Here is a 12609-nt window from a genome sequence, read left to right as displayed (position 1 = left end):
GTGCCAACTTTACCGATACAATAGTGGGGGAGAAAAGTGATGTCACTCAAAGAAATGTTGCCTGGCGTTCGTACGCTGCCACGTACCGATAAATTGCGGCTGATGCAGTTCCTGGCGGCGGAGCTAGCACAGGAGGGATCAGAATCCACTCTAACCCTAGGGGGCATCTATCCGATCTTTACGCCACAGGGAATCCCTGATTCCGCCGCCGATACTTTAGCTGCTTACCTGAAGCAGACGGAGACGAGCGGGTGAACGTGCCGGTGCGCTTTCCGTACACCGGCGATGGCCCCGCAGCAATGCCTGTAATTTCTCTGACACTCCAGGCAAATGGTCGAAGCATCGAAGTGGAAGCTTTGCTGGATACAGGAGCATCGGTAAACGTTCTCCCCTACGAGGTTGGTACCGCCCTTGGCTTCCATTGGGAAGAGCAACTGGTGCCTGTTGAGCTGGCGGGGAATCTCGGAAACTCCGCTGCTCGGGCAATCGTTGCAGTGGGGCAGGTGGAAGATTTTCCAGCCAAGCGCCTTGTGTTTGCCTGGTCACAGAGTGAGGGAATCCGCACCATCCTGGGACAGATGAATTTCTTTATGGAGTTTAATGTTTGCTTTTTTCGTAACGATGGTGTTTTTGAGATTCTACCCCATGAATCCGATTGAGTTATGGACGATCAACTGCAAGAACTTTATGCGTTTCTTTTTGCCCCTGAGCGTTGCTTTATTGCAGATGAAGAAGAGTGGATTGAGGGAGGCGTCGGGGAGTTCCTGGAGACGATCCGCTCCTTTCTCGAAGCTCGTGGGGTGGTGCTGGAAATCTCTAACGAGCAGATTGGAAAGGATGAGGGCTACTCGCTGGCCGTTAATGGAGAAGTGGTTGTTCTTTATACGGAGGCTGAGCTTGCGGTGACAAGAGGGCAAGAAACCCTGGCACGAACTACGGCACCTGTGAATCGCTTACTGACGGAAGCAGACGCGGCGGAGCAGATGTACTGTTACAGTGGTTGGAACGATCTTGCCGTGATCTTTTTGACGCTTGCAGAGCACGCCAAAGCTTGCGCAACTCTGGAAGCGGCTGGCTATGAGTTTCCTGAGATTCCCTACGATCCCGCAGTGGCAACGAACTTATTGTAATCTCAGGCGGCTTGTTTCGTCTCGTTAGGGATGATGTGGAAGCGGAAGCAGTCTCGGCCAGCTTGTTTAGCTTGGTAAAGGGCGGTGTCGGCGCGGTGGACGACATCCTCAGGGCGCTCGCCGGGGAGGTAGGAGGCTCCTCCGACACTGAGCGTGATCGGCAGGTCGTTGGCAAAGCGACGCTCGCGCACGGCACTGACGAGGCGGAGGGCAAGCTTTTGGGCTTCCTCATCGCTGGTGTTGGGCAGAAGCAAGAGGAACTCCTCGCCGCCCCAGCGGCCCAGTAAGTCTCCCGAGCGCAGGCAGGTGCCCAAGTGTTGGCTCAGCTCCTTCAGAACCATGTCCCCGCGATTATGGCCGTACTGATCGTTGACCAGCTTGAAGTGGTCTATGTCGAGCAGCAGTAAAACAAAAGGGTGAGAGCCCTGGACACTGCGCTCCAGGCAAAGCTGCATCTGCCGTCGGTTGATGAGCTGCGTGAGCGCATCCGTGTCGGCGAGCGTTTGCACTTTACCCAGGTGCTGCCGGATATCTGAGTTAAGCCCCAGGATACAGAGGGCGATCATGCTGGCGATGAAGTATTGGATAAAGCTCAGCTCAATCTCTGGGGTCGGATGAAACTTGCGTAAACCACTGAGATAGACTGCAACGTGGGTGGCTAAAAATGCGAAACTGACCCGGCGTGCCCGGTGGCTATCCAGGGAGAGAAAGAGGAGCAGGAACATCACAAACATCCAGCCAAAATTACCTGGGTCACCGTACTTGTAGAGAAGGCCCGTCACGGAGTGCTCCAGCTGCTCCAGATAGATGTGCAGGCAGGTCGGGATAGCGAAGGCTAGTGTTGCGTGCCGCCCTGAGATCCGATCTTTGAGAGTCAGCACCCAGACGATGGTAAAGATGATGGCTAGCAAGGGTAAGCCATAGTGCGCGACCTGGGTAGCATTCTTAATCTGAGTATTTTGCCATATAGAAAGTAGCAGCGTCAGGATCCCGACCGGAGTGAGCACAAGGGTCAGGCGGCGGAGTTTCTCCTCGATGAGAGGCGGCAAACTAAACGGTTCAGACACTTCCTGCATGGCTATGTCTTATTTTCGGATCAACTTGCCAGGTTCAACAGAGGCAACGTGCGAAGCACTGTCGAAATAGTCTGGCATGACGATTGATCGAAAAGCGCTGGTGATGCGTCACGATGTTGTGCTTACCAAACCCGATGCCCTGACACCGCTCCAAGTGGGCAACGGGGAGTTTGCCTTTGCTGTGGACAGTACGGGCTTGCAGAGCTTTCCTGAGTTTCATAAAAATGCGATGCAGCTTGGGACACAGGCCCAGTGGGGCTGGCACTCCGAGGCAAACCCAGCGGGCTACACGCTGGAGCAGACCGAGACGCGCTTCAATGGCGTGCCCTACCCCGACCAGTCCACGACACCTGCCGGGCTCTGGCTGCGCGGCAATCCCCACCGGCTGCAGCTAGGGCGTCTGGGTTTCGTTGGGCTGGAGTTTTCGGCGCTCAGTGAAGTGCAGCAGCGCTTGTCTCTCTGGGAAGGGCGCATCGAGAGCCGCTTTCGCCTGCGTCCTGACGGGCAGCTTGTCTCCGTCGAGACGCTCTGTCACCCGACGCGGGATCTAATTGCGGTGCGCCTCTCGCCTACTGCGCCGCCCGTGCAGCTACACTTCCCTGGGCCATCGTTGGATTGGATGGGCCTTGTCGAGAGCGAGGAGCACACCACAAAAGCGCTGATGCAGAGCACCCGTGCTGATTTTGTACGCGAGGGCTACCACGCGGCACTGGCTTTCTCCAAAGGCGCAACACTCACGCAGACCGGGCCGCACACGTTTCTGCTCACGGGCGCACGCGAGATCGTTCTGGCTTTTTCCGAGCGACCCCTTCCCGAGAAACTCTCCCGTTTTGCCGAGACAAAGCGCATCACCCTGCGCCACTGGGAGCGTTTCTGGAGCACGGGGGGGGCACTGGAGCTGGGCAGCTCTGCACCTGAGCGTGAGCTGGAGCGGCGCATTGTTCTCTCGCAGTACCTCACCGCGATCCAGTGCGCCGGGTCGCGTCCCCCGCAGGAAACAGGGCTGGTGCAGAACTCGTGGCACGGAAAGTTTCACTTGGAGATGCACTGGTGGCACGCGGCTCACTTTGTGCTCTGGGGGCGTGCAGCACTCTTGGAGCGTAGCCTCCCCTGGTACGAAAAAACGCTCCCACGAGCGCAGGAGACGGCGCACAAGCAAGGCTTTGCGGGAGCACGCTGGCCCAAGATGGTTGCCGACGATGGTCGAGAGAGCCCGAGCCCCGTGGGCATCTTTCTGCTCTGGCAACAGCCGCACCCGATCTTCTTTGCCGAGCTGCTCTACCGTGTAAAACCCGCAAGGCTAACTCTCCAGAAATATGGAAAACTGGTAAACGAGACCGCCGCGTTTCTGGCGAGCTACGCGAAAAATGGCCAGCTTGGCCCGAACTTAATCCCTGCGCAGGAGAGCTATAAGCACCCCACCACGCTCAATCCCACATTTGAGCTGGCCTATGTCTGGTGGGCACTAGAGACGGCGCAGCTCTGGCGCACACGGCTGGGCCAGCCGCGCGAGGCCGAGTGGGATCGGGTGCAAGGGGCGCTTCCTAAACCACATCTCCGTGAGGGGATCTACACCGCCATTGCCACACCGCCCTACACCATCACGCGCGACCATCCCTCCATGACGGCGGCATATGGTCTGCTCCCAAAAACGCCGCTGATTGACCCCGAGATTATGCACCGCACGCTGCTTGAGGTCGAGAAAACCTGGGACTGGCAAAGCACTTGGGGCTGGGACTACCCGATGCTCGCCATGACCGCCGCTCGCCTCAAGCTTCCCGCGCTCGCCGTGAAGTTTCTGCTCCTGGAGACCCCCAAGAACCGTTATCTTGCCAATGGGCACAACTACCAGCGATCTAACCTGCCGCTCTATCTGCCTGGCAATGGTGGCCTGCTCTACGCCGTCGCGCTGATGGCGAGTGAGAAAGCCTTCCCGGTAAGCTGGACGGTAAAAAGTGAGGGGCTGAGTGCGCCGATCTAGCCGTCCTCGGGGTTGTCGGCATCGGGGGGCTTGGGGCCGACCGTCATGATCCAGCGGACATCGAGGGCGTCCCACTCGTAGAGAGCGCCCTCGCCGCCGCCGTTCCAGTAGCGGTTGCCCGTGGGAGAAAGCTCGCCGTCGGGGCTGTTGCGGCGTGCCGTGAGTGTCTGGTTCCCGGCGGGGTCGTTGACAAGGATGCGCTTGCCATCCGAGAGATAGCCTCGTGCCGTCATGAGATGACCCGCGGGCGTCACACGCGTTCCAAGGATCACCGGACGGCCCGCGCTCAGCTCGGCTTTTACCCGCGCAAAGGTCGCTTTCTCGTTGTAGAGAACCGCGGCAGTAGGGAAGTCGGTCTTGAGATAGGCCAGCATCTTGGCATGTACTGCGCCGCTATTTGGTTCGCAGACCGCATCATCTATCTCTTTGATGTAGCCGCCCCAGGCGTTGGTGTGCGGGTAGGAGGCCAAGATGGACACGGGCTTGGGCTGCCGCTTGCCCAGCCCTCCCAGCAGCATGATCATTGCGCACGGGCCACACGAGCCCGCGCCGTCGAAGTCATCAGGTGAGTCCCAGACTTGCATGACGTAGGGAAGCTTGAGGTTCACGACGGGCGATGCGGGAGGAAGCGGCGCTACCTCGCCAAAGTGCCACGGTGCAGGCGGTCCGGTGGGAGCGCTCCGGCCCCAGGCGAGCTTCTCAGGCGAGGGCCGCGTGACGGCAATTTTTGCAAAGCGTCCCTCGCCGCCTGAGGCCAGCGCATCCAACACCTGGTTGGCGTAGACATGGCCCGCCGCGCCCTCCTTGCCCGTGCCGTAGCGTCCCAGAGCGTAGAACCAGCTCTCTAGGATATTGCGTCCGTCTTCAAGGCGGCCATTGCCCAAAATCGGAGCACGGTTCCAGCACAGATAGAGCTGCCGTGCGCCTTCATTGATGTTATAGCGCAGATCGGAGGCAAGCTTTTGGGCATCGCTCCGCCCGGCGACGCTCACGCCGAGCACACCGACACGCTCGGCAGTGCGATGGGCTTGCTGCCAGCGGCTCTCGTGCCAGGCGAGCGCGTGCAAAAGCGCCGTCGGAATCCGCCAGCGGCGTGCGGCCTCATCAAGTAGGGCAGGGATTGGAAGCATGGTCTATTTTATCGCCCCGAGACTCGGGGCGATAAAATATTCCCATGCATGTTCTTCAAACCATTCGTACCGGGCCAGACACCTGCACCTACCTGCCAGGTCGGCAGTCCACCATGGAGAACTTAGTCGTGGGACAGCTCAGCGCGGCGGAGTACGAACAAAAAATGGACGAGGGCTGGCGCAAATTTGGACCCATGCTCTTTCATCCCGTCTGTGCCGAGTGCAGCGAGTGTCGCCCCCTGCGGATCCCCGTGGCAGAGTTTATACCGAGTCGCTCCCAGCGCCGGGCGCTGGCAAAGAATGCGGATTTAATAGTACGCTACGGGCGGCCTACCGTAGACGACACACGGCTGGCGCTCTACAACCGCTACCACACGAAGCAAGAGGTGCAAAAAGGCTGGCCGGAGGGCGAGCGATCCGCCGACGACTACGCCTTCTCTTTTGTCCACAACCCGGTTCCCGCCGTGGAGATCAGTGTGTGGGAGGGGGAAACTCTGCGAGCGATTGTCTTGACAGATGTGACGCCTAGCACGGTCTCCGGGGTCTATCACTACTACGAGCCTGAGGGGGAGAGCCGCAGCCTGGGAACTTTTGCAATGCTTCAGACCATCATTCTCGCCCAAAAACTAACGAAGCCCTGGGCCTACTTTGGCTACTGGGTTGCTGCTTGCCCAAGTCTCTCCTACAAGGCTAACTTTCAGCCCTGTGAGATTCTGACCGAGTCGGGGAACTGGGAGGCCTACTCCTCGTAGAATTACTAGGTTGACTGCTAAAGATACGGGGTATAATAGCCTGTATTTTTAGCAGGAGTGGGAATCATGACCAACAAAGTTTTTCTTGCGGCGCTAGCAATCCTCGCACTCGCAGGTAATGCACGAGCACAAATCGTTTACTCCAATGACTTTGAGGTGACGACGGGCAGTTTTACCGCGGGGGCGCGCATCAGCCATCCCAAGACTGCGGATGCTCTGGGAGCGACCTCGCAGTTTCTGGGACTGTTTTCAAATAGCACGGCAACAACCCTGACCCTGACCGGGCTAACACCGGGCAATGTTTATGACCTGACCCTAGACTTGCTAATCAAGGCTACCTGGGATGGCAACGCGCCTGTGGTCGGGCCGGATGTCTGGCGTGTGAGGGCTGATGGCAATACGCTGGTAAATACTACGTTTTCCAATGTCACCGGCTCCAACCAGTCGTTCTCGTCCAATGGCTATATCGGTGGGCCGGGTAACTACGCACCTGGAACCAATGCATCGGTGGTAAACAATGCCCCCAATATTAATAACCGGTACGCGATCTACAAGTTTGATAAGATCGCGCTTCCGCAGCTTGAGTTTACGCCCGCAACGAGTACCGTGGTTCTGAGCTTTGAGGGGCAGGGGCTTCAGGGAGTCCCGGATGAGTCTTGGGCGCTCGACAATGTGGTGGTAGCGAGACGAGGCAATGCGATCCCCGAGCCAAGGACGCTGCTTCTCGCAGGGCTGGGAGCGCTTGCATTTCTACGTCGGCGCCGTAGGTAGCGGATACGTGAGGGCTGATCTTCTCATTACAGATGCCCGTGTCATGGATGGCACGGGCAATCCCTTTTTTTATGCCGATGTCGCCGTCACGGGGGAACGCATTGTCGCCGTGACTGCACCGGGGCACTTTCCTCGGGAGAATGCTACTCAAGTTCTCTGTGCACCGGGCAAGGTTCTCTGTCCGGGCTTCATTGATATCCAGAGCCACTCGCTGCATCCCTATCTCACCGATGGGCGTGGGCTCTCGAAGGTTACCCAGGGTGTGACGACGGAGATTCTAGGGGAGCTCTGGACTCCGGCACCGTTTGGGGGCAGGCGAACCGAGCGGCAGAGCGACACCCAGACCTGGCGCTACTTTTCAGACTGGCTGAAGCACTACGAGACCCGTGGCGTCTCCGTGAATGTGGGCAGCTTTGTCGGCGGTGGCAGCGTTCGAGAGTGGGCTTGCGGCTGGGACGCCGCTGTGCCTACCGAGGATCAACTAGAGCAGATGCGCCGCGTCACGGCGGAGGCGATGGAGGAGGGGGCGTTTGGGATCGCGCCCGCGCTGATCTATCCGCCCGACTCCTACTCCACCGACCATCAGCTCACCGAGTGCGCCAAAGTGGTCGGGCGCTACGGAGGGCTCTATATTGTCCACCTGCGCTCGGAGGGCGACGGCCTGCTGGAGAGTATTGAGGCCACCGCGCAGCTCTCGGATCTCTCGGGCTGCCCGGTGGAGATCTACCACCTAAAAGCGTCGGGTGAGCGCAACTGGGACAAGATGCCCCGCGCTCTCTCGCGCATCACGGAGCTGCGCGAGCAGGGAATAGATATCACGGCGGACATGTACCCCTATGTCGCCAGCGGCACGGGCCTCTCGGTGCTGATTCCCAACTGGGCGTACGAGGGCGGGCGCCTCTACGAAAACCTTGCCGATCCCGCCACACGCCGTCGCATCCACGCGGAGATGATCGCACCCCAAGCCGCAACGGGCGACTTTGCGAGCAATGACCGGGGGGGGCATGTCATGCCGCTTGGTTTTTTGCAGGACGAAAACAGGCGCTTTATCGGGCTACGCCTCACGCAGATTGCCGAACAGCTTGGCTGCGACTGGGCAAACGCCACCATAGATCTCCTTCTCTCGGAGAACCAGCGCATTGGCACCGTGTTCTTCTCGATGTGCGAGGAAAATCTGCGGCTCCAGCTCCAGCAGCCCTGGGTGAAAATCAGCACCGATGCGGGCGGCCTCGACCCCTCGACTCAGACCACCCCGGTGCATCCCCGCGCCTACGGAACCTACACGCGCGTGCTGGGCAAGTACGTCCGCGACGAGCGCATCCTCACCTGGGAAGATGCCATTCGCAAGATGACCAGTGCCGTCGCCGAGCGCCTGCGCCTTCGTGATCGCGGCCAGATACGCGAAAATTTCTTCGCCGACTTAGTCATTTTTGATCCCGCGACTGTCTCAGATCGTGCGACTTTTACCGACCCACATCAGCTCTCCGTCGGCATTGAGTGGGTTTTTGTCAATGGCAAGGCCGTGGTTCAGAATGGGGTGCCGACGAATGGACTACCGGGTAAAGCGCTACTCAGGGGCAGCTAGCGCACTTTTGCAGGCTTATTGGGCGCCTCTGCGGGGCGCTCGAACTCAGTGTCGAGGAGGGGGAGGTTGTTTTGCACCTGAGTGAGTGTCAGTACGAGCTCCAGGTTCGCACTCTTCTGGCGCATCTGGAATGCCGTCTTGATGCCATCGGTGAGCCGCCAGTCATTGAAGTAGGTGAGCGTGCTGATCTTGCCCTGAGGAGTTGCCTGAACCTGGTCTGTACGTGCCAGAAGAAGCGTGATGGCATGATGGTACTGAATGATTGCTGCGCTGCCGTCCTTGGGCCAGAGACGTAGCTTGTAAAAGCTGGCTGCGCCTGCCTTGCTCAGTCCTAGGTTCTCCACTTTTTTAAAATAGCTACGCCAGCTCTGCGGTGCGCTACTTTGGAGTGCTTGTAGCCGGAGCTGGGCGAGCTCCTCACCCTGTAAGAGTCGCAGGCCCAGGTTGGGGTCGCGAGCCCAGCCCTCTTTGCCATCGTAGCCCGTGGCGACCTCACCAAGCTTGGGGAGTACCATGCGCAGGAGAAATTTCTGGGGCGCTTTACTCTTTATTTCGATGGTGCCGAGCTGTTGTCCGGTAAGCTGCACGGTGCCAACCGCGACGAAGCTGGTGAGCTTGCTGTAGGCGGCCCCCCCCGTGTTCTTGACGAACCCGTCGAGAACTTGCTCAGCGGTGAGCTTAGGGGGGGCGGTAGGAGAGTTTTTACGTTGCATCGGTGGCATGATACCGTATCTTTTTTAACAAACAATAGTTCCTTACTACTATTTTTGCTGTTTAGGTTCAATCGCCATTGACACTTATAAACACATTGCGTTATAATGCCCCGCATAAGAGAGTGTAGGCTGAAATCACTGAGCGTGTTTTAGAGATACGTGAAAGAATCATCGTAGCGGCCGCCCGTGCGGGTCGATCGCCCGACGAGATCACACTGGTAGGAGTCAGCAAGCGTCACTCCGCGGAGTCCGTGCGTGCGGCATGGGCAGCAGGAGTGCGTGAGTTCGGGGAAAACTACGTCCAAGAGGCGCGTGATAAATGTGCGCAATTGAGCGATCTGTCCGAGCTTCGTTGGCACTTGATTGGAAGCTTGCAATCGAATAAGGCACGGCTTGCTGTCTCGCTCTTCGAGATGGTACAGACCGTGGATCGTCTCTCGCTGGCCCAGGCACTCTCGCGGGCTGCAGTCGAGCGGCAGAAAGAGCTGTCAGTGCTTGTGGAGGTAAACCTTGCGGGAAGTGCGAACCGTGCAGGGGTTGCCGAAGCGGAGGCGCTGGCGCTGTGTGAGCAGGTTTCGGCACTGCCGAATCTGCGACTTTGTGGGTTTATGGGAATGGCGCCTCTCTGTGCGGACGTGGAGGCGACACGACCCCATTTTGCCCGCTTGCGACAGCTCTTCGAGGGGTTGCCTGATTCAAAGAGGCAAGTACTCTCGATGGGAATGTCGGGCGATTTTGAGGCGGCAATTGCCGAAGGAGCCACCCTGGTGCGGATTGGGACAGCTCTCTTTGGTCAGCGTCCGTCAGTAGCGGAATAGTGTCATTATTTTTTGGAATCAGGAGCGAGGATCAATGTACAACAACGCCTACGAGCGTGACGACGAGCAGGATGAGCCTGCCGGGGGTGGGTTTAAAGAGCGGCTACGGAGCCTCTTTGGCCTGCGTCCCCCCCACACGGAAGTGGAAGATGACGAAGGGTTTGAGGATCCTGAGCCGATTACACCGCGTGCCAGCCAGGCACCACGCTCGGGCACTTCCGCAACAGCGACAGCAACGACTACCACAATACCAGCGGCCATGACCACTCGTAATACCACTTATCGCCTCTCCACGGTGCGTGATGGCTCCATTACCATTATGCCCGCCGGTTCGTTCGCCGATGTCCAGAAAGCGGCGGACCGTCTCAAGCAAGGGGAGCCTCAGATCCTCAATTTGGAGAAGACCCCGCCTGAGGTTGCCGAGCGCCTGATTGACTTCCTCAATGGCGTTACTTACGCGCTCGATGGGTACGTCGAGAAGATCGCAGAGGGAGCGTATCTCTTCACGCCCGCCAATGTCATGATTCATGCCGACAAGCCCGGGGAGACTCCCAAGCCGTTCTTTGACCGGCTGTAGATGAAGCTCGCCGTTATTGGAACGGGAAAGCTGGGTGGGGCGATTCTGCGGGGCTGGGTGCGTGCCGGGCTTGTTGCTCCTGCGGAGCTGACCCTGCCGGATCGGGCTTCAGGACGCGTTCTAGCCGCTGAGCTTGGCGCGTGTGTGGCGGGCTCTAACTCGGGGACGGTGGCAGGAGCGGAGGTGCTTCTGCTGGCTGTCAAGCCCTATCAGCTTGTCTCTGTGTTAACGGAGATCCGTGAGGCGCTCTCACCAAGCTGCCTGATTGTCTCCGTGGCGGCAGGTGTCCCCACGAGTGCGCTGGAAGCGGTTCTGCCCGACGGTCAGGCGGTTCTACGGGTACTTCCTAATACACCTGCTCAGATCGGCGCATCGGCATCGGCTCTCTGTCGGGGGAAGTTCGCCACGGAGGAACAGACGGCCACCGTCGCGCGGCTCTTCTTGGCGCTCGGACTTTGCCTGGAAGTCGCGGAGAGCCAGATGGACGCTGTTGTGGGAGTCGCCGCCTCCGGGGTTGCCTTTGTCTATCTCTTTCTGGAAGCCCTCACCGACGGAGGGGTACAGATGGGCTTGCCGCGACCGGCTGCCCGCCAGCTCGCAGCACAAACACTGATCGGCGCGGGGCGTATGGCGCTTGAAACCGGCCAGCATCCCATGGAACTCAAAGATGCCGTGACGACTCCCGCGGGCACGACGATGGCGGGAATCGTCGTGCTGGAGAGGGCAGCCTTTCGCGGAATTGTCATGGAAGCCGTCCGCGCTGCCACCGAGCGCTCCACCGAGCTGGGCAAATGACACGTGAGCTTTGCACATGACACTCGAAGAAAAAGTTGGGCAGCTCTGCTGCTTTGGCTGGCAGGAGCGCACGGCGCTTGACGACCAGGCACGGTTCTGTGTCCAGGAGCTACACGCGGGCGGGATGATCGTGATGGGGCGCAACCTCCACGACACAAGCCAGAAGCCCGTGCCCGATATTGATGCCGTTGCCGTTCGCGCTATGCTAGACGAGCTCCAGAGCTTGGCGCGTATTCCCTTACTAATCGCAACCGACCAGGAAGGGGGCCGTGTGGCCCGCTTTGGCACGGCACCTTTTACCCGAATGCCTGCCGTTGCCGCACTGACGACACCCAAGGAGGCATATGATGCCGCCTACCAAACCGGGATGGAGCTGCGCTGTGTGGGGGTAAATACCAATTTTGCTCCCGTGGCGGATATTAACTCTAACCCCGCTAACCCTGTGATTGGAGACCGGAGTTTTGGGGCGACAGTTACGGAAGTTGGCCCATTTGTTGAGGCACAGGTGCGTGGCTACGCGGCATCGGGGGTGCTGGCCTGCTTGAAACACTTCCCAGGTCATGGCGACACTGCCACGGATTCACACCTTGCCCTACCTGTTCTGCCACACACGCTCGAAACGATGCAAACCCGCGAGCTGCTGCCCTTCCAGGCGGGGATCACTGCCGGAGCGCCCGTGGTGATGACGGCGCATATCTTGTTCCCCGCGCTAGACACCGAAGTGCCCGCGACCATGAGCCACGCTATTCTCACGGGCCTACTCCGCCAGACACTGGGTTTTGCGGGCCTGATTGTCACCGACTGCCTGGAGATGAAAGCCGTCGCTGAGCGCTGGGGAACGGCGCTGGCCGCACTGGCCGCGATCAAGGCCGGAGCCGATATGGTGCTGGTCTGCCACACGCTGGAGCGACAACAAGAAACCTACGAGACACTCCTTGCCGCCGCCCGCTCGGGTGAGCTGCCGACCGCTCGCCTCGATGAGGCCGTGGCGCACGTACGGGCGGCAAAAGCGAACCTGTCCAGTCTCCCCTTTGATCCGGCACTACTTGGGGGAAAGCGACGTGAGCAGTCCGTTACGACACTTGGCGCGGACGTGCCGCGGTAAAGCCCGCCACCTCCAGCCCACGCCGTAGAAAGGGATGCTCCCCAACCAGCTTCCAGAGCAGACCGGTTTTGGAGTTTTCCCAGGCAAGAAGTGCCATTCCCAGATCAATGCCGATCACATCGGTGTCGAACCAGCTCTTATCGGCGTTGAGGGCGTTGGAGAGGCCGTAGCGCCCG

At 59.2% G+C, this 12609-nt stretch carries 15 protein-coding genes; 11 read left to right on the top strand and 4 right to left on the bottom strand.

Annotation, left to right across the window (positions count from 1 at the left end; genetic code table 11):
- The first annotated feature begins 39 nt into the window (after positions 1–39).
- Genes ACH2EH_RS13720 through ACH2EH_RS13710 form a run of 3 tightly spaced genes read left to right on the top strand, consistent with a single transcriptional unit; the run spans position 40 to position 1130 of the window.
- On the top strand, positions 40–255 hold the full coding sequence (locus ACH2EH_RS13720) for a hypothetical protein (protein ID WP_395142574.1): 216 nt from the start codon (positions 40–42) through the stop codon (positions 253–255).
- Between the two features lie 8 nt (positions 256–263).
- Positions 264–659: an aspartyl protease family protein gene (locus ACH2EH_RS13715; protein WP_395142572.1), complete on the top strand. Its 396-nt coding sequence runs from the start codon at positions 264–266 to the stop codon at positions 657–659.
- A 3-nt stretch (positions 660–662) separates the two neighbouring features.
- Positions 663–1130: a hypothetical protein gene (locus tag ACH2EH_RS13710; RefSeq protein WP_395142571.1), complete on the top strand. Its 468-nt coding sequence runs from the start codon at positions 663–665 to the stop codon at positions 1128–1130.
- A 2-nt stretch (positions 1131–1132) separates the two neighbouring features.
- Here the strand turns inward: ACH2EH_RS13710 and ACH2EH_RS13705 are convergent, their stop codons facing one another.
- Positions 1133–2206 (bottom strand): GGDEF domain-containing protein, encoded by a 1074-nt coding sequence (locus ACH2EH_RS13705; protein ID WP_395142569.1) that lies wholly within the window; start codon positions 2204–2206, stop codon positions 1133–1135.
- Between the two features lie 76 nt (positions 2207–2282).
- Here ACH2EH_RS13705 and ACH2EH_RS13700 point away from each other — a divergent pair, with 76 nt between their 5' ends.
- A complete protein-coding gene (locus ACH2EH_RS13700; RefSeq protein WP_395142567.1) occupies positions 2283–4187 on the top strand; it encodes a glycoside hydrolase family 65 in 1905 nt (634 codons plus the stop codon).
- Here ACH2EH_RS13700 and ACH2EH_RS13695 read toward each other — a convergent pair.
- Positions 4184–5317 (bottom strand): C39 family peptidase, encoded by a 1134-nt coding sequence (locus ACH2EH_RS13695; protein WP_395142565.1) that lies wholly within the window; start codon positions 5315–5317, stop codon positions 4184–4186. The genes ACH2EH_RS13700 and ACH2EH_RS13695 overlap by 4 nt on opposite strands.
- Before the next feature lie 44 nt (positions 5318–5361).
- Here ACH2EH_RS13695 and ACH2EH_RS13690 point away from each other — a divergent pair, with 44 nt between their 5' ends.
- From ACH2EH_RS13690 to ACH2EH_RS13680, 3 genes are all read left to right on the top strand, one after another.
- Positions 5362–6069 carry an arginyltransferase gene (locus tag ACH2EH_RS13690; RefSeq protein WP_395142563.1) on the top strand — a complete coding sequence of 236 codons (708 nt, stop codon included), beginning with the start codon at positions 5362–5364 and terminating at the stop codon, positions 6067–6069.
- Between the two features lie 66 nt (positions 6070–6135).
- Positions 6136–6840, top strand: a complete 705-nt coding sequence (locus ACH2EH_RS13685) for a PEP-CTERM sorting domain-containing protein (RefSeq protein WP_395142561.1) — start codon at positions 6136–6138, stop codon at positions 6838–6840.
- A 7-nt stretch (positions 6841–6847) separates the two neighbouring features.
- A complete protein-coding gene (locus ACH2EH_RS13680) occupies positions 6848–8425 on the top strand; it encodes an amidohydrolase family protein (protein WP_395142559.1) in 1578 nt (525 codons plus the stop codon).
- Here ACH2EH_RS13680 and ACH2EH_RS13675 read toward each other — a convergent pair.
- Entirely contained in the window at positions 8422–9138 is a 717-nt protein-coding gene (locus tag ACH2EH_RS13675) for a hypothetical protein (RefSeq protein WP_395142557.1), read from the bottom strand. The genes ACH2EH_RS13680 and ACH2EH_RS13675 overlap by 4 nt on opposite strands.
- 134 nt (positions 9139–9272) lie before the next feature.
- Here ACH2EH_RS13675 and ACH2EH_RS13670 point away from each other — a divergent pair, with 134 nt between their 5' ends.
- The 4 genes from ACH2EH_RS13670 to nagZ are packed head-to-tail and all read left to right on the top strand — an operon-like array spanning position 9273 to position 12433.
- Positions 9273–9956, top strand: a complete 684-nt coding sequence (locus ACH2EH_RS13670; protein WP_395142576.1) for a YggS family pyridoxal phosphate-dependent enzyme — start codon at positions 9273–9275, stop codon at positions 9954–9956.
- A gap of 34 nt (positions 9957–9990) precedes the next feature.
- Positions 9991–10533, top strand: coding sequence for a cell division protein SepF (locus tag ACH2EH_RS13665; RefSeq protein WP_395142555.1), 543 nt, complete (start codon positions 9991–9993; stop codon positions 10531–10533).
- A complete protein-coding gene (gene proC / locus ACH2EH_RS13660) occupies positions 10534–11328 on the top strand; it encodes a pyrroline-5-carboxylate reductase (RefSeq protein WP_395142553.1) in 795 nt (264 codons plus the stop codon).
- 16 nt (positions 11329–11344) lie between these two features.
- Entirely contained in the window at positions 11345–12433 is a 1089-nt protein-coding gene (nagZ, locus tag ACH2EH_RS13655; protein ID WP_395142551.1) for a beta-N-acetylhexosaminidase, read from the top strand.
- Here nagZ and ACH2EH_RS13650 read toward each other — a convergent pair.
- Positions 12402–12609: glucoamylase family protein (locus ACH2EH_RS13650; protein WP_395142549.1), on the bottom strand; the 208-nt coding region annotated here is incomplete at its 5' end. The genes nagZ and ACH2EH_RS13650 overlap by 32 nt on opposite strands.

Source organism: Armatimonas sp., assembly GCF_043760365.1.
Taxonomy (GTDB): Bacteria; Armatimonadota; Armatimonadia; order Armatimonadales; family Armatimonadaceae; genus Armatimonas.
The sequence above is the reverse complement of the archived record's forward strand: the minus strand, read 5'-3'. Positions and strand labels throughout refer to the sequence as shown.